General features: G+C 66.1%; 17 protein-coding genes. 12 read left to right on the top strand and 5 right to left on the bottom strand.

Annotated features, from left to right (window positions below):
• The 4 genes from ABIR74_RS12260 to ABIR74_RS12245 all read left to right on the top strand — a co-directional run.
• On the top strand, positions 1-224 hold a 224-nt coding region (locus ABIR74_RS12260), incomplete at its 5' end, for a hypothetical protein (protein ID WP_348178520.1).
• A gap of 248 nt (positions 225-472) precedes the next feature.
• Entirely contained in the window at positions 473-844 is a 372-nt protein-coding gene (locus ABIR74_RS12255) for an STAS domain-containing protein (RefSeq protein ID WP_348178518.1), read from the top strand.
• Positions 845-911: 67 nt separating this feature from the next.
• Complete coding sequence (locus tag ABIR74_RS12250; RefSeq protein WP_348178516.1) at positions 912-1,532, top strand: ANTAR domain-containing protein; 621 nt, start codon at positions 912-914, stop codon at positions 1,530-1,532.
• Between the two features lie 122 nt (positions 1,533-1,654).
• Positions 1,655-5,098 (top strand): SpoIIE family protein phosphatase, encoded by a 3,444-nt coding sequence (locus tag ABIR74_RS12245; protein ID WP_348178514.1) that lies wholly within the window; start codon positions 1,655-1,657, stop codon positions 5,096-5,098.
• A gap of 63 nt (positions 5,099-5,161) precedes the next feature.
• Here ABIR74_RS12245 and ABIR74_RS12240 read toward each other — a convergent pair whose 3' ends face one another.
• Positions 5,162-5,512, bottom strand: a complete 351-nt coding sequence (locus ABIR74_RS12240; RefSeq protein WP_348178512.1) for an STAS domain-containing protein — start codon at positions 5,510-5,512, stop codon at positions 5,162-5,164.
• Positions 5,513-5,596: 84 nt separating this feature from the next.
• Between ABIR74_RS12240 and ABIR74_RS12235 the strand changes: the two genes are divergently transcribed.
• The 3 genes from ABIR74_RS12235 to ABIR74_RS12225 are packed head-to-tail and all read left to right on the top strand — an operon-like array spanning position 5,597 to position 7,121.
• Positions 5,597-5,947 carry a hypothetical protein gene (locus ABIR74_RS12235; protein WP_348178510.1) on the top strand — a complete coding sequence of 117 codons (351 nt, stop codon included), beginning with the start codon at positions 5,597-5,599 and terminating at the stop codon, positions 5,945-5,947.
• Complete coding sequence (locus ABIR74_RS12230; RefSeq protein ID WP_348178508.1) at positions 5,944-6,705, top strand: SigB/SigF/SigG family RNA polymerase sigma factor; 762 nt, start codon at positions 5,944-5,946, stop codon at positions 6,703-6,705. The genes ABIR74_RS12235 and ABIR74_RS12230 overlap by 4 nt, the downstream gene beginning before the upstream one ends.
• A complete protein-coding gene (locus ABIR74_RS12225) occupies positions 6,702-7,121 on the top strand; it encodes an ATP-binding protein (protein WP_348178506.1) in 420 nt (139 codons plus the stop codon). Before ABIR74_RS12230 ends, ABIR74_RS12225 begins: the two co-directional genes overlap by 4 nt.
• Here ABIR74_RS12225 and ABIR74_RS12220 read toward each other — a convergent pair.
• Both ABIR74_RS12220 and ABIR74_RS12215 read right to left on the bottom strand, forming a co-directional pair.
• Positions 7,099-7,452 (bottom strand): STAS domain-containing protein, encoded by a 354-nt coding sequence (locus tag ABIR74_RS12220; protein ID WP_348178504.1) that lies wholly within the window; start codon positions 7,450-7,452, stop codon positions 7,099-7,101. The genes ABIR74_RS12225 and ABIR74_RS12220 overlap by 23 nt on opposite strands.
• 64 nt (positions 7,453-7,516) lie before the next feature.
• Positions 7,517-7,741: a DUF6458 family protein gene (locus tag ABIR74_RS12215; protein WP_348178502.1), complete on the bottom strand. Its 225-nt coding sequence runs from the start codon at positions 7,739-7,741 to the stop codon at positions 7,517-7,519.
• A 593-nt stretch (positions 7,742-8,334) separates the two neighbouring features.
• On the opposite strand from ABIR74_RS12215, the gene ABIR74_RS12210 reads away from it, so the two are divergent.
• On the top strand, positions 8,335-8,517 hold the full coding sequence (locus ABIR74_RS12210) for a hypothetical protein (RefSeq protein ID WP_348178500.1): 183 nt from the start codon (positions 8,335-8,337) through the stop codon (positions 8,515-8,517).
• 113 nt (positions 8,518-8,630) lie between these two features.
• Here ABIR74_RS12210 and ABIR74_RS12205 read toward each other — a convergent pair whose 3' ends face one another.
• The gene (locus ABIR74_RS12205; protein ID WP_348178498.1) at positions 8,631-8,891 is read right to left on the bottom strand and encodes a GlsB/YeaQ/YmgE family stress response membrane protein; all 261 of its coding nucleotides are present in this window, start codon (positions 8,889-8,891) and stop codon (positions 8,631-8,633) included.
• Between the two features lie 123 nt (positions 8,892-9,014).
• Between ABIR74_RS12205 and ABIR74_RS12200 the strand changes: the two genes are divergently transcribed.
• Positions 9,015-10,556, top strand: a complete 1,542-nt coding sequence (locus tag ABIR74_RS12200) for a phospholipase D family protein (RefSeq protein WP_348178496.1) — start codon at positions 9,015-9,017, stop codon at positions 10,554-10,556.
• A 48-nt stretch (positions 10,557-10,604) separates the two neighbouring features.
• Here ABIR74_RS12200 and ABIR74_RS12195 read toward each other — a convergent pair whose 3' ends face one another.
• Positions 10,605-11,522 carry a phosphatase PAP2 family protein gene (locus tag ABIR74_RS12195; protein ID WP_348178494.1) on the bottom strand — a complete coding sequence of 306 codons (918 nt, stop codon included), beginning with the start codon at positions 11,520-11,522 and terminating at the stop codon, positions 10,605-10,607.
• A 49-nt stretch (positions 11,523-11,571) separates the two neighbouring features.
• On the opposite strand from ABIR74_RS12195, the gene ABIR74_RS12190 reads away from it, so the two are divergent.
• From ABIR74_RS12190 to ABIR74_RS12180, 3 genes are read left to right on the top strand one after another with little or no spacing between them, the layout of a single operon-like run.
• Positions 11,572-12,438, top strand: a complete 867-nt coding sequence (locus ABIR74_RS12190) for a phosphatase PAP2 family protein (RefSeq protein ID WP_348178492.1) — start codon at positions 11,572-11,574, stop codon at positions 12,436-12,438.
• Positions 12,435-13,316: a diacylglycerol kinase family protein gene (locus tag ABIR74_RS12185; RefSeq protein ID WP_348178490.1), complete on the top strand. Its 882-nt coding sequence runs from the start codon at positions 12,435-12,437 to the stop codon at positions 13,314-13,316. Before ABIR74_RS12190 ends, ABIR74_RS12185 begins: the two co-directional genes overlap by 4 nt.
• Complete coding sequence (locus ABIR74_RS12180) at positions 13,313-14,272, top strand: YihY/virulence factor BrkB family protein (RefSeq protein ID WP_348178488.1); 960 nt, start codon at positions 13,313-13,315, stop codon at positions 14,270-14,272. Before ABIR74_RS12185 ends, ABIR74_RS12180 begins: the two co-directional genes overlap by 4 nt.
• Positions 14,273-14,325: the final 53 nt, after the last annotated feature.

Raw genomic sequence — 14,325 nt, 5'->3', positions numbered from 1 at the left:
AACTTGTGGAAAGGCTCGCCGGCCGGCAGGAGCGCTCCGAGGTTGTCGGCCTGTCGGGAGTGGGGTATCACGTCGAGCTCGAAGGGTTCTGGGATGACGACGAGCACGACGACCTCCGCGTCGTCGCGTCGATCGACGACGGCGGGCTGCGGGCGTTCCTCCCCTTTACCGACTCCTTCACGATCAGCCCGAACGGCGCGATCACGGAACACTCGACAGCCTGAGTGATCCGCCCGCCCGGGGCCTGTCAGCGTCGAAGTGACCTGACCACGCTCCCGAGCCTCGACCCATTTCGCCCTCGCCAAGGCCGTCGACCGGTGCTATGCTTTGAGCAGGGCGCTAACTCACGCGTCTCAACGTTCTGAGGAGTCGAAATCACGGCACCCTCGCCCCCGCCCGTAGGTCTCGGTCGGAGTTCATCGGTACATCCCACGTCGCCGAAACTCTGTTACGCAGGAGCCAGGGGGTTGTCATGCAGGACGTCGAGCTTCTCCGGCCATTGGACAACACTGCGGTCCTCGCGCTTCACGGGGAGCACGACATGGCGACGAGGGAGGAGTTGGCCCGTCTCCTGTCGGACGAGATCTGCGCCAACGACCTCGTTGTCGTGGACGTCAGTGATGCCGTCTTCGTCGACTCCTCGTTTCTGCACAACCTCGTCAAAGCGGATAGGTTGGCCTCGGCCCGCGGGTCACGCTTCGTGCTCCAGATGGGAACGGCGCGCATCGTGCGTTCTGCGATCGAGTTCAGCGGGCTCCTGGACGTGCTCGCATGCGCCTCCTCAAGGGAAGAAGCACTCTCGCAAGCGCCCACAGCGGATGCACCGATCGGGTCGGGGGCCTGACGTGGACTCGAGGGTCGACGACAGCGTCGCCTCCGCACCCCGCTATCGTGCGGTCATAGCGTGACTCATGGTCGATGACACCGAGCGGAGTCACGAAACTCCCCACCTCAGGATCCTGATCGCGAACGAGCGCGCGGAGCGACTCGAGCGCGTCGCCAGTGTCGTCCTTGCGATGGGGCATACCGTGATCGCCAGAGAGCTCGATGTTCAGGAGGTCGGCCAGGTAACGAGGGAAGAGCGCCCTGACGTCGCTCTTGTCGGGCTCGGCGAGGACAGCGAGCACGCGCTCGACCACATCAGTCGGATCGTCCGCGAAGCTACCTGTCCCGTGATCGCGCTCCTCCACGTCGACGATTCAGTCTTCATCAACGAAGCTGCTAAACGCGGCATCTTCGCCTACATCACCGACGGAGACGCCAGCGAGATCCAGAGCGCTATCGACATCGTCCTACGGCGTTTCGCCGAGTACCACAACCTCGAAGGCGCTTTCGGACGTCGCTCCGTGATCGAACGAGCCAAAGGTATCCTGATGGAACGCCACGGCCTCCCAGACCAACGAGCGTTCGAGCTTTTACGCGATCACTCCCAGCACAACGGCCGCAAGGTCTTCGATATCGCCCAGGCGATCCTCGATAGCCACCTGCTGCTGTCCTCACCCCTGGCCTCGGACGGCGAGACGCAGAAATGAGCAGTCGCGGCGGCAACGGTACGGGCTGATGTCCGCTCCTGCGGGCGAACGGCCGTTGTGAAGCTGCTCGCACCCTTCGGGTCGGGATTGTCAACGCTCTCGGGCTGGTAGATGCTGTGTGGGTGGAACTCGGTGACGATGCGGATCTGACGGAGGCGGGAGACTTCCGTCCACGGGCCAGGAGTGCGGTCACCGCAATGTCAGTCGGCGTGATCATCGGCGCCGTTGGAGTCCTTGGAGCGACCCTCGTCTTCGCTCTCAGCGGCAACGTCGTGTACGCACCACTCATCGGTGCTGCCGCGGTCGCCGTGTGGACTGCGGGAACGACCGGGGCTGTCGCGGCCGTCGTGACGGGGTGGGCGCTCGCTGCATGGGCACTCACGCCGCCACGCTTCGTGCTCGACATTGCCACGCGAGACGCGTTCGATCGTTGGGCGGTCAGCCTCGTCGTTGGTGTGATCGTGGTCGGCGTTGGCGTAGCGATGCGCCGTGGGCAATCCCGGGCTGCGGACGCGGTTGACCGCGCCGAGCGATCGCGCCTCCAGGTTCTGGGGCTCCAGGGTCTTTCAGCATCGCTCTCGGCTGCGCTGACTCCGGAGGAGGTCGCACGTGCGCTCGTCGACGGCGTCCCTGCGGCGATCGGGGCTCGCGGTGGCGCATTTGGCCTCGTCGAGGGTGACGAGCTCGTGATCGTCGATCCTTCGGGCTCCGCGAAACAGACCCTGCAGCCAGGCGCTCGGATGCCATTGAAGACACGAGCGCCGATCACGACGGCGGCGAGGGAGGCGACGCCGGCGTGGGCGCAGCGTCGGCGAGAGTTCGTCTCGCGATTTCCCGACGGAGCAGCCCTGGCGCCGTACGCATCAGGCGCCCTCGCCGTTCCCGTCCTCATCGGCGAGCGGCTCGTGGGCGCGATGGGATTCCCCTTCGCCGAGCCCGACGCGATCACGGAGGAGATCCGGACGGTGGCGCAGGTTGCCGCCGACCTCGGCGGGCAGGCGCTCGAACGTGCCGAGTTCTACGCCCAGGAGCGAACGTCCCGTGAGGCGCTCGACCGTATCCTGGCAGTTGCTCCGCGCTTCCTTCAGGGTGCGACGACCGAGGCGGTCATCGAGTCGGTGTGCGAGGAGGCACGCCGGACATTCGGGTGCGACGTTGCCCAGGTCTGGAAACCGCTCGGGGGCGACGAGGAGGTCGAGGTCGCCTGGCGCGATCCGCCGAGCCCGGTGATACCACCCGGAACCAGGATCGCCTATGCGGATCTTCCCGGGCTGATCGAGGAGATGCATGCGTTGAGAGCATTGTTCGTCGAGAACGCGCTATCGCACGCCCGGGGCGAAGCTTTGCGTCACGCGCGTGAGCTCGGCATCTTCTCCTCGCTGCGGATCCCGATCGCCATCGGGTCCCAGTTCGATCGTGTGCTCGTTCTGCAGTGGGAGCGTGTGATCGCCGAGCCGCCACCGTCGATACTGGCAGTTGCACGACGATTCGCAGACCAGGCGGGCCTCGCAATCGAGCAGGCCGAGCGAAGGAGAGCACAGGAGCAGACGCGAGCGCTCCAGGCGGTCACGGAAGCGTTTGCCGTAGCGGCGACGCCCGCCGACGTAGGGACGGCCGTTGTCCGCCAGGGCGTCGTAGCACTCGGCGCCCGCGCCGCCACGGTGTATGCGCTCAGCGAGGACGGTAGGTCGGTCGAGCTCGTTGCCAGCGAGGGGTATGCCGACGAGGTGATGACGACGTGGTCGACCTTAGACGTCGACGCCGAGGCGCCTGTCACCGACGCGATCCGTACCGGGGAGATGGTCGTCTGCAGGTCGCCCGAGGAGATCGCTGCTCGCTACCCCTGGTTCGACGCGACCGAAGACTCGTTCGTGGCAGCCCCACTGATTGCCGCCGGTCGAGCGATCGGTGCCGTGTTCATCGGTTCGCTCGGAAAGCGCAAGGACACGCTTGCCGACCTGAGCCTCGTGGTCAGCCTGGCCCGCCAGGCGGCACAGGCTCTCGATCGCGCGCAACTCTTCGAGCGCGAACACCTTTCGGCCAACAGGCTACGCAAGCTTCAACTCGTGACGGCGGCATTGTCGAAGGCAGTGACGGCCGCGGACGTGAGTCACGCGTGTCTCGAGCACGCCGCGGCAGGGATCGGGGCGGCGGAGGGGCTCGTCGGCTTGCCGCGCAAGGGTTCGAGTCTCTTTTCCCTCGACGTGGTGGCCGCGATCGGAGCATTGCAGTCGATGGATGAGATCCCGGCTGGGGCGGCCGGTCCGATCGCCGAGTGCCTGAGCGGCGGACAACTCGTAGCCGCCGCCGACGGGTGGATCGCGCTCCCACTCGCGAACGGCGCACTCGCACTGCGATCGCCCTCGGTCCGTCCGATCGCAACCGCGGACAGAGATTGGCTCACGACGCTCGTGAGTCAGGGCGCCCAGGCGCTCGACCGAGCTGGCCGGTACGAGACCGAGCGCAGCATCGCCGAGACGCTGCAGCGGAGCGTCTTGCCGGAGCGCCTTCCTTCGCTCTACGGCGTCAAGTTCGCGGCGCGCTATCTCCCTGGCACGGTCGGAGTGGACGTCGGTGGCGACTGGTACGACGTGATCCACCTCAGTGACGGACGGATGGGCCTCGTGATCGGTGACGTCGTGGGGAAGGGTGTGCGTGCGGCGGCGATGATGGGGCAGCTTCGCAACGCCCTCCGCGCATTCGCATTCGAGCACACCGATCCGTACGAGGTCGTATCGCGGCTTGGCAAGTTCGTGGACGGGATGGTGGAGGTTCCCTTCGCGACGCTCGTCTACCTTGTCGTCGATCCTCGTCGGCGCGGCGCGCGGTACGTCGTCGCAGGGCATCCGCCGCCGCTCGTGCGTGCCTCGGACGGGACGACCACGTTCCTCGACGGTGGCCGGACGCTGCCGATCGGCGTCGATGCGTCGTTGGGCTTCGCCGCAGGAGATGTGGAGTTCGAGCCGGGCTCGACGGTCGTGCTGTACACGGACGGTCTCGTCGAGCGCCGTGGTATGCCGCTCGAGGAGGGACTGCAACTTCTCGCCGCCTCGGCCACGGTGAGCATTGACGACCCGGAGCTCCTCGCCGACGACGTCATCGCGGCGCTGACCGGAGGTCATGAGCGCCCGGACGACGTCGCAGTGCTCGTGGCCCGGTTTGCAACGGTCGTGGGTGAGGAGTTCGGCTCTGTGCGACCCGCGACGACCGAGGGGCTCATCGAAATGCGCGGCGCATTTCGTGCCTGGCTCGCCGCCGGTTGCGTCGAGCAGAGCGCAGCCGCGGACCTCGACCTCGCCACGTGGGAGGCGTGTGTGAATGCGATCGAGCACGCTCAGGATCCGGCGGAACAGACCTTCGCTCTGCGGGCAGTGCTCGATGACGGGGGTTGGCTACATATCGAGGTGGAGGACTCGGGGCGGTGGAAGGAGGGCGCCTTGTCGGTCGACCGCGGGCTCGGCCTCACACTGATCCGCTCGCTGATGGATACGGTCGAGGTACGCACGAGCGACACCGGCACGACGATCGTCATCGAGCACCTCGTGAGCGCCGAACCGAAGGTTTGACACCCGGGTGATCGGGGTAACGAGAGCGGATGCAGTGTTCACACGCCGCTCGTCGACGCCGGGTCAGGCGGTGGAGGCGAGCGCGTCATCCAACGTATCGAACATCGGGACGAGCCGGTCGAGCGCTGCAATTTCGAGGACGCGGCGTGCCGGTTGGTTCGGGGCTACGAGGACAAGCGTCCCATTCTGCTCATGTGCGGGACCGGCACGATGGGCACGGACGAGCGACTGAAGGGCCGACGAATCGATGAAGGTGCAGTCGGACAGTACGACAACGACACGACCGAGAGCCTGCGCGCGCTCGAGTTCGGTGTCGAACGCTGCGACCGTAGCGAGATCGAGCTCACCGGCGACGTGGAGTATCGTGGATCCGGCTCGCATCTCGGTCGTTACTTTCAAATCCTCTGGCGTCATCGTCGAGAGTGTAGACGGCGGCACATGGATATGCTTGCCGGACGTTCCATCGTCTGCTGGGACCCGGCTCGCCGACTCCTGCTCATGACCGAAACCATCGTCCTCACAATCCCTGCCGGCGCTCGCGGAGCGGGTGTCGTGGCACTCGTCCTCGGTGGCCTCGGGTCGCGCCTCGATCTCTCGATCGACCGCGTCGACGAGCTCACCCTGGCGGCGGATGTCCTCGGCGCAGCAGCGCTTCACGAGCGCCTCGAGCTCGCGATGACCGTCGAGGACGATCGCCTCCTCGTGCGGATGGGGCCGCTCGAGAACGGTGCGGTCAGTGAACAAGGCCGTCGCCGCGTGCTCGAGCCGCTCGTCGACCGTGTCGGCGTGGTTGCGTGCGAGGGGCGCGAGTACGCCGAGCTCGAGCTCGCCCGCGGAGAGCGGGGATGAGCCTCGTGGCGGAACGCCGGGCTCATATCGACCTCCTCGAGGCGTACCGGCTGAAGGGCGACCGCGCCGCGCGGGATCGCCTGGTCGAAGAGCTGATGCCGCTCGTGCATTCGCTCGCGCGCCGGTACGCGGGTCGGGGCGAGCCATACGAGGATCTCGTCCAGGTGGGGGCGATCGGCCTGATCAAGGCGATCGAGCGTTTTGATCTCGAACGTGGCGTCGAGCTCTCGACCTACGCGGTTCCGACGATAGTGGGCGAGATTCGCCGCCACTTCCGCGATCGATCGTGGAGCGTCCACGTTCCGCGGCGGATGAAGGAGCTCTCGCTCCGCGTCTCGCGTCTCGTTGACGACCTCTCATCCGAGCTCGGCCAGGCGCCGACGGTCGCCGAGCTCGCAGCGGCCGCGGGGGTGGAGGAGGAAGACGTGATCGAGGCGCTCGAAACGGCGCGCGCTCATACGACCACGTCGCTCTCGACCCCGACCACTCCCGGCGGAGAACTGACGTTGATCGACATGCTCGGCGAGGAGGAGGCCGGGTACGAGACGCTCGAACGCAGCTCGGTCGTTCGCACGGGGCTCGAGGCACTTAGCGAACGAGAGCGACGGATCGTCGTGCTTCGGTTCGTGAAGGGACTGACGCAGTCGGAAATTGCGAGCGAGATGGGGCTTTCACAGATGCACGTCTCTCGGCTCCTGCGGGCCGCGCTCGCTGCGATGCATGGACGCCTCGACGACGGCGAGGGGCTACCCCTGTGAGCGCCGACACGTCCGTGACCCTCGTTCTCCCGGCGCGACCCGAATATCTCCTCCTGGCGCGACTCGCGCTCACCGGTCTAGCGCGTCGCTCGGAGGCCGACGAGGAAGCACTCGCGGACGTTCGGCTGGCTGTCACCGAAGCTGCGGCGAACGCCTGCAAGCATGCGTACGTCGACGGTGTCGGAGACGTGACGATTACTTTCGTGCTCGGCGACGACGGTCGCCTCGAGGTCGTCGTCGAGGACGATGGGATCGGGTTCGAGCGGGACGGCGTGGCCGACTGGCGGCCGGACGAGCTCGGTGAGGAAGGGATGGGCCTCGCGATCATCCGGGCGGTCGCGGACGAGGTGGAGATCAGCCCGCGGGCAAGTGGGTTGGGAACGCGGCTTTGCTTTACCCGGTCTCTCCGCGGCTGAGCGCCAGCTCGCGGGTGGGGTAGAGCGCGAAAACGGCGTCGAGACCGGTCTGCGCGAAGATCCGCTTCGCCGCCCCATGAGGTTCCACGACGCGCAGCGTCGCCCCCTGTACGCGGAGAAGCCTCAACGCTCCGACAAGCGCACCCAGGGCGGATGAGTCGAGGAACGTCACTCCCTCGAGGTCGATCACGAAGGTAGAGACGGCCGACGATTCCTTGATGAGTCGTTCGAATTCGAGCCGGAGGGATGGGGCAGTGAAAGCGTCGATCTCGCCCCCGAGGGTGACGACACGAATGCCCCCCGACGCACCCACATCCTCGAATGTCATCATTCTGGCCATTGTCGGTCAAACGCTGCGGGGCCGCCTTCGTAGCCGACCCCGCAGCGACAGTGACTCAACGGGGTCGTGTGTCGTCTCGCACGACGGTCGTCGTGTTCCGGCTGTTTGCGAAACCGCCCCAGCTCGACCAGAAGATCATCGAGAGGACGAGGCCGGCCGCTCCGACGATCATCAGGATCACGCCGACGGTATTGATGTCGATCCCGGAGGTGGTAGCAGTAACGGCCCACGTGAGAACGGCGCCGACCGCGATGAGAACGAGGCTGACTGAGATACCCATGGGTTCCTTTCTTTCCTTTGAGGGACGTGCGAAAGAGATTTACCCCCGAGCGCGACCTTCCAAACGTCAGCGACCGACGCCAAACCACGTGGAGGGACGACTGGATCTAGCTCGTGCCACCTCTGTTCCCGAGGGCCATGGGGCCCGGTTCGGGTGACCCAGGCGGAGGCTGCGGTGCCGGTATTGGATCGGGACTCGGCGACTGATCCGGAAGGGTCAGAGGGGAAGGCGCTGGATCGGGGCTCGGGACCGGGCCAGGAAGCGTCGGGGCGGGCGCAGGATCGGGGCCTGGGGCCGGGCCAGGAAACGTGGGGGTGGGTGCAGGATCGGTCATCAGTGGCCGTCGCCGTAGCCGGAGATCAGGTCCTCGATCGCGTCCGTGCCAGGGTGCGTCTCCTCGTCGTGCGGCTTCGTCTCCATCTCGCGCTCCTTCGTCTCCATCTCGCGCTCCTTCGCTCTCGTCAGGTGGGTCAACGAGGTGAGGATTCCACGCCTCGCCCGTCTTGAAACCTCGCGCACACCCCGATGTTTGTCGGCTCCGGCCGACGGGTAACAGATCGCGGTCCGATCAATCCGTTCGAAAGGAGACCGGCATGACAGACAGGCGGGAGCACGAGGACAGCACGACCGCCACGCGCGACGACTTGCGCGAGGCGGGGGACAAGGCGGGAGACGCTGTAGATACCACCGCTGACAAGGCGAAAGAGGTCGGCCGCAAGGCGTCGGACAAGATCGAAGACATGATCCCGGGCGACAGCGACGGCGACGGTCACTGAGCGCATACGTTCGTCTGCCCAGCAGAGACGGGAAGGGAGGCCCCACGGGGCCTCCCTCGTCACGGGCTGTCACGGCCAGGCTGGCTAGACAGTGCGGTGGCCACCCCGATGTTTCATCGGTTTTTCATCACCAGTCGGTAGATGAAGAGCAGGAGCATGGCGCCGAGGATTGCTGTCACCCACGTCGAGATGTCGAAGAACTCGTCGAGAGGGTGAGCACCAAAAACCGCGGCGGCGATGAACCCTCCGAGGAGTGCGCCGACGATCCCGATGATCGCGGTGACGATGATGCCGCCCGGATCCTCGCCCGGCATGATTGCCTTGGCGAGTATGCCCGCCAGGAGACCGAGGATAATGAAGGCGATGATTCCCATTCGCGTCCTTTCTGTGAGGTTCCGATACGAGTGGGTTGTTCCCCTGGACTGCGCTGCCGAAACGCGCGGGGCCGAAGGTGCCGTTCGACGCGGAGCTCCCGCAAACGTAGGATCCGTTGCCTGGTGACTGGCGAACTACCCCACGAGGACTCCTCTCCGACAACGGGCCGCTCCTCCGGCCCGGCAGATTCGGTCGCCGGGCAGTTTCGGCCTCCTCGGTTTCTCGACGATGCCACAGCTCGACTGGGCCATCTGCTCGGCCGTCGGGTCGACAGTGCGGTTCACAATCGTCACAGGCGTCGGCTCAGGAGGGTTGGGTGGCAGCATGCGCTCGACGCTTCGGCTCTGGAGTTCGCGCGTGGCACCGCCCCGCCGCGGGAGGGCAATGCGCTCGAGGTGCTGATCGACGGGTCAGAGGCTCTCCCGCGGATGGCCAGGGACATGGCCGCGGCAAAGTCGCATGTTCACATGACGGGATGGTTCCTCTCGCCGGAGCTGGCGTTGAGCCGCGAAGAGGAGCCACTCGTCGTGAGGACGCTTCTTGCCGAGCTTGCCGACCGAATCGATGTTCGTGTTCTTCTGTGGAAAGGCGCGCCGGTGCCGGCGTTTCGACCGTCAAGGGGAGATGTCCGCGATGTGGAACGGACGCTGACGCGTCACACGAAGATCAAGACCGCGCTCGACGCATGCACGGGTGCATCGCACTGTCACCACGAAAAGACCATCGTGATCGACGACAAGGTGGCGTTCGTCGGCGGAATCGATCTCACGGTCGACGGCGGGGATCCGTACGACACTCCCAACCATCGAGCGCGTGGCGGCATCGGGTGGCACGACGCCGCGGTGCGCATCGAAGGCCCCGCCGTACAGGACGTCGCCGAGCACTTCCGGCTTCGCTGGCAGAGCGCGGCCGGCGAGAGGCTCGCCCCTTCTACCAAGCCGGAAGTGGCCGGTGACGTGAAGCTGCAGATCGTGCGGACGCTTCCCGCAGGTGCCTACCGAGAGGTGCGCAACGGCGACTACTCGATCCTCGAGTCGTACATCGGGGCGCTCAGCTCCGCGGAACGCATCGTGTACCTCGAGAACCAGTTCCTCTGGTCGCCCGAGGTCGTCGACGTCCTCGCTGACAAGCTCAGGAATCCACCGACCGACGACTTCCGCGTCGTGGTTCTACTCCCGGCTCGCGCGAACGACGGCGCCGACATCTCGCGTGGACAGGTCGCAGCGCTGATCGACGCCGATGACGGCGGCGACCGCTTTCTCGCCTGCACGGTCTATGCCCGCGAGGGGAAGCTGCGTGACATCGTCTACGTGCATTCGAAGATCGGTATCGTCGACGACCGCTGGCTGACGGTCGGCTCGGCCAACCTGAACGCACACTCCCTGCTCAATGACACCGAGATGAACATCGTCACGCACGACGAGACGGTCGCGCGGGCTACGCGGCTCAGGCTCTGGTCAGAGCACCTCGAACGGGACGAGAAGGACATCCAGGGCAATACCGCCGCGATCTTCGATCAGCTCTGGCGACCGATCGCTACCGAGCAGCTTCATCGCATCGAGGAAGGGAAGCCGCTTACCCACCGACTGGTGCGCCTGCCGGGTGTCTCGCGACGCCGGCGGAGGCTCATCGGCCCGTTGCAGAGCCACCTGTACGACATCTAACGAGCCGCCTATTGGACCCGGACACGTCGTCGGGATTACGCGCGCCCGTTACGGGGTCTCGGTCGAACCTTCCCGGACGGAGCGCTCGGACGCCGCTTCCGGGAGTCTCTCCGCGACCCGCTCCGCCTTCTCCACCGGAGCGCCGAAGCGCAGGAACCTCCCACCGAACGCGATCGCGCACACCGAGAACCAGGCCCAGCCGAAAGCGAGGCCCGCGATTACATCTGACAGCCAGTGGACGCCGAGCATGACACGGCTGCACGCAACCCCGACCGCGATCGCTGCGGCGCCTCCGGCAAGGAGAGCGCGGGTGCGGGGCGAGCGGCCTCGAGCGAGTACGAGGGCGGCCCCGGCATAGAGTGCCGCCGCCGTTGCCGAGTGGCCGCTCGGAAAAGAGGGACCGAGGGTTTCCGTGATCGGATTGAACGTAGGCCGCACACGATCGAGAAGCTGCTTGATGGTATTGACGAGAATGACCTCACCGAGCACGACCGTGATCAAGAACGGCAGAATCCAGCGGTTAGGGAGGCGGGCCATCGCGACGATCGCGACGACGGCGATCACGGCGATCGTCACCGGCGTGCTGGCCAGATCCGTAACCAGCTGCAAGAGCTGCGTCGACCGGTCGCTCCCATTATCCGCGCCCCATTGTCCAACGCTCGCATCGAGTTCGACGAGGCGGGCATTCGATCGGATGAGGTAGGCCAGGGCGCCGAGCATCAACCCACCGATGATCGCGAGCGCGAGAGCGAGCGTGAGCGCGAGGCCGGTAGCGGTTCCAGGGTCGAGTCGACCCCGCAGGAGCCGCGCGAGTGCAGGGTGCCGCACCGTCTCCCGGCTGAGCTGTCGCCCGGCCGCAGCGCTTGCCGGCGGTGGCGCGCCCGTAGCGGTCGGGTATCTTGACGCCGCGAAAAACACCGCAGCTCCGAACGCGCCAGAGGAGATGATCAGGATGAGAAACGGCACGGCAGTCGCTCGATGTTTACCCGTTCGCGACATCGGGTAAACGAAAGCGGTGGACGCGAACGTCACACGCCTGGACGGCGCCAATGTCGATGTCGGCGGTGTCGATCAGTTGTCGCGCTCCGGCGACGTGGCGACGCGTGCCGATGCGCCTTCCGGGGCGCCATTGCTCGAGGCGACCGAGGGAGGCATCGCTGAGCGTTTCGCCAGGGCTGTAGGCCCGGGCCATCCAATCCGTGTCTTTCTCGCTGCGGTCCTCGGTGGGTACGCCCTCCTCGTAGCGTTGACGATTGCAGCTGGGTTCCTGCTAACCGAGGTTCTGCTCTCGATCGGCGCCCTCGCGTCGGCGGACGAGCGCATCAGCCGCTGGCTCGAGCGAGAGCGAACGGAGACGCTCGTCGATCTCTCGTGGCTCGGCTCGACGCTCGCCGGTGGTCTTGTGATCCCGGCACTCGTCGGGAGTCTCCTCGTCCTCTTCCTCGTTTTCCGGCGCTGGAGGCTCGCCGCTTTCACGCTGTTTGTGATCTCCGTCGAGTCGGGTACCTACCGCGCGACAACGCTCGTCGTTCACCGCGATCGACCTGACGTGGAGAGGCTCGAAGGCCTGCCCGTGGACGCAAGCTTTCCCTCCGGCCACACTGCCGCGTCTGTCGCCTTGTTCGGGGGCCTTCTCCTCGTGCTTGCATCCCGGATCGAGAATGCGGCCCTGAGGGCTGCGCTCTGGATCGCCGCGCTGGCCATTCCCGCGTTTGTGATCTGGTCGCGGATGTTGCGCGGCATGCACCACGCGACGGATGTCACGGCCGGCGTCCTGATGGGTGTCGGGGCACTGGTGGTGGTCGTATTTGCAGCACGCGCGGCCGGAGTCGCGGCCGCACATCGAGACGCCACGGCGACGACGGAAGGATCACGTTCATGACGAAGGTTGCAGTTATCGCCCATGCCGGCAAGACGATCGGCGGGGGACTCGAGGAGCTCCGCGTCGTACTGTCTCGAGCCGGCATCACCGACCCGATCTGGTCGGAGGTGCCCAAAAGCCGATATGCGCCCGAGCGCGTGCAGCGTGCACTCGACGAGGGCGCCGAGCTCGTGTTCGTCTGGGGCGGTGATGGGATGGTTCAGCGCTCGATCGACAGGTTGGCAGGGAGCGGCGTCACGTTCGCGATCATCCCTGCCGGCACCGCGAACCTCTTTGCCTCGAGCCTCGACATACCATCGGACATCGAGGAGGCCGTCGAGATCGGCCTGAACGGACGAGACAGGACGCTCGACGTCGGCAAGATCAACGGCGAGCGTTTCGCTGTGATGGCCGGCGCCGGCCTGGACGCCCACATGATCGAGGAAGCGGACGGCGGGTTGAAGGACCGCTTCGGCCGCCTCGCGTACATCTGGACGGCGTCGAAGAGCCTCCGCAAGGAGCCGTTCAAGGCCCGCATCGAGATCAACGACGAGCTGTGGTACAAGGGGAAAGCGAGCTGCGTCCTGCTCGGAAACGTGGGGTCGCTCTTCGGCGGCATCGAGGCATTCGACAACGCTGAGCCCGACGACGGCCTGCTCGAGGTCGGCGTGACCAATGCCGAAGGCCTCGGGCAGTGGGCGCGAACGGTCGCGCGCACCGCGATCGGCACGACGGCCCAGTCGCCGTTCGTCCAGGTAACCAAGGCAAAAAAGGTGCGGATCGAGCTCGATCGCAAAGTCGCGTACGAGCTCGACGGCGGCGCCAGAGAGCCGACCAAGCTCCTGAAAGTCAAGATTCAGCCGGGCGCGATCACCGTTCGGGTGCCGAAGCCGGCGTGAGTACAGCATCGCGGGTACCCGAGACCTGGGAGTTGACCGGGGATGATGCGCGCCTGACGCTCGCATCGACCGGACGGGTTCGCTTGCTGAAGGATGCGCTCGTCCGTCTGCGTGCAGCAGACGGGACGAGCCATTCACGGTCTCTCGCCTTCGTCCTGTCACTCGTGCTCGTTCAGGGCCTGATCGTGATCGTGGGATTCGCCGCTGCTTTCGGCTCGTCGACCGTCAGCGCGGTAACCGTGGACATCATCCGGACCGCCGCGCCCGGACCGGCGGGCGACTTCCTGACCGGCGCCGTCAAGCAGGCGAATACGGTAGGAGGACAGGACCGCTTTCTCGTTCTACTGATCGGTTTGGTTGGCCTCACGATCACGGCAACGACCACGATGGGACAGCTCGAGCGAGGTCTGAATCGGATCTACGGTGTCGAGCGCGACAGGCCGTTCGTCGAGAAATACCGCCTAGCGTTTCTCCTCGCGGTGAGCGCCGGTGCGGTGATCGCGGCGTCGTTCGTACTCCTCGCCTTCGGTCGCACGCTTGGGATATCGGGTGACGGGGCCATCGCAACCATCTGGTCGCTCGCTCGCTGGCCGCTCGGTGTGGGATTGCTCGCAGTGGGCCTCGCGATTCTGTTTCGCTGGGCGCCGCGTCGACGCCAGCCGAGTCACGCCTGGCTCGCCTTCGGCTCGACGGTCGCAGTCACGCTGCTGACTGTTGTGACCCTCGTTCTCGCACTTGCCTTCAGAGTCAGTTCGTCGTTCGGTGATACGTATGGGCCTCTTGCCGGCATCGTCGCGCTCCAGTTCTGGACGCTCGTCTCCGCGCTCAGTATCTTCTACGGCGCAGCGGTAGCGGCACAACTCGAAGCTGTTCGGGCCGGCAGTCCCGCGCCAGCGAGCCGTGTCCGTGAAGCGGACGACACGCCGGCACGACAGCGAGCCGCGACCATCGCTTGATGTCGGCTGCCGGTCTTCTCTTGTGCACGTGTCGGGCGCTCTCCCGCGGTACG

It is taken from the genome of Gaiella sp. (genome assembly GCF_039915195.1).
GTDB lineage: Bacteria > Actinomycetota > Thermoleophilia > Gaiellales > Gaiellaceae > Gaiella.
Note: the sequence above shows the minus strand (reverse complement) of the source record. Positions and strands in the feature narration are given on the sequence as shown.

Excerpts from the sequence above, each read along its gene's own strand:
- ABIR74_RS12205 (WP_348178498.1), bottom strand. The coding sequence starts at position 8,891 with ATGGGAATCATCGCCTTCATTATCCTCGGTCTCCTGGCGGGCATACTC.
- ABIR74_RS12250 (WP_348178516.1), top strand. The coding sequence starts at position 912 with ATGGTCGATGACACCGAGCGGAGTCACGAAACTCCCCACCTCAGGATC.
- ABIR74_RS12240 (WP_348178512.1), bottom strand. The coding sequence starts at position 5,512 with ATGACGCCAGAGGATTTGAAAGTAACGACCGAGATGCGAGCCGGATCC.
- ABIR74_RS12220 (WP_348178504.1), bottom strand. The coding sequence starts at position 7,452 with ATGATGACATTCGAGGATGTGGGTGCGTCGGGGGGCATTCGTGTCGTC.
- ABIR74_RS12215 (WP_348178502.1), bottom strand. The coding sequence starts at position 7,741 with ATGGGTATCTCAGTCAGCCTCGTTCTCATCGCGGTCGGCGCCGTTCTC.
- ABIR74_RS12255 (WP_348178518.1), top strand. The coding sequence starts at position 473 with ATGCAGGACGTCGAGCTTCTCCGGCCATTGGACAACACTGCGGTCCTC.
- ABIR74_RS12235 (WP_348178510.1), top strand. The coding sequence starts at position 5,597 with ATGACCGAAACCATCGTCCTCACAATCCCTGCCGGCGCTCGCGGAGCG.
- ABIR74_RS12185 (WP_348178490.1), top strand. The coding sequence starts at position 12,435 with ATGACGAAGGTTGCAGTTATCGCCCATGCCGGCAAGACGATCGGCGGG.
- ABIR74_RS12210 (WP_348178500.1), top strand. The coding sequence starts at position 8,335 with ATGACAGACAGGCGGGAGCACGAGGACAGCACGACCGCCACGCGCGAC.
- ABIR74_RS12230 (WP_348178508.1), top strand. The coding sequence starts at position 5,944 with ATGAGCCTCGTGGCGGAACGCCGGGCTCATATCGACCTCCTCGAGGCG.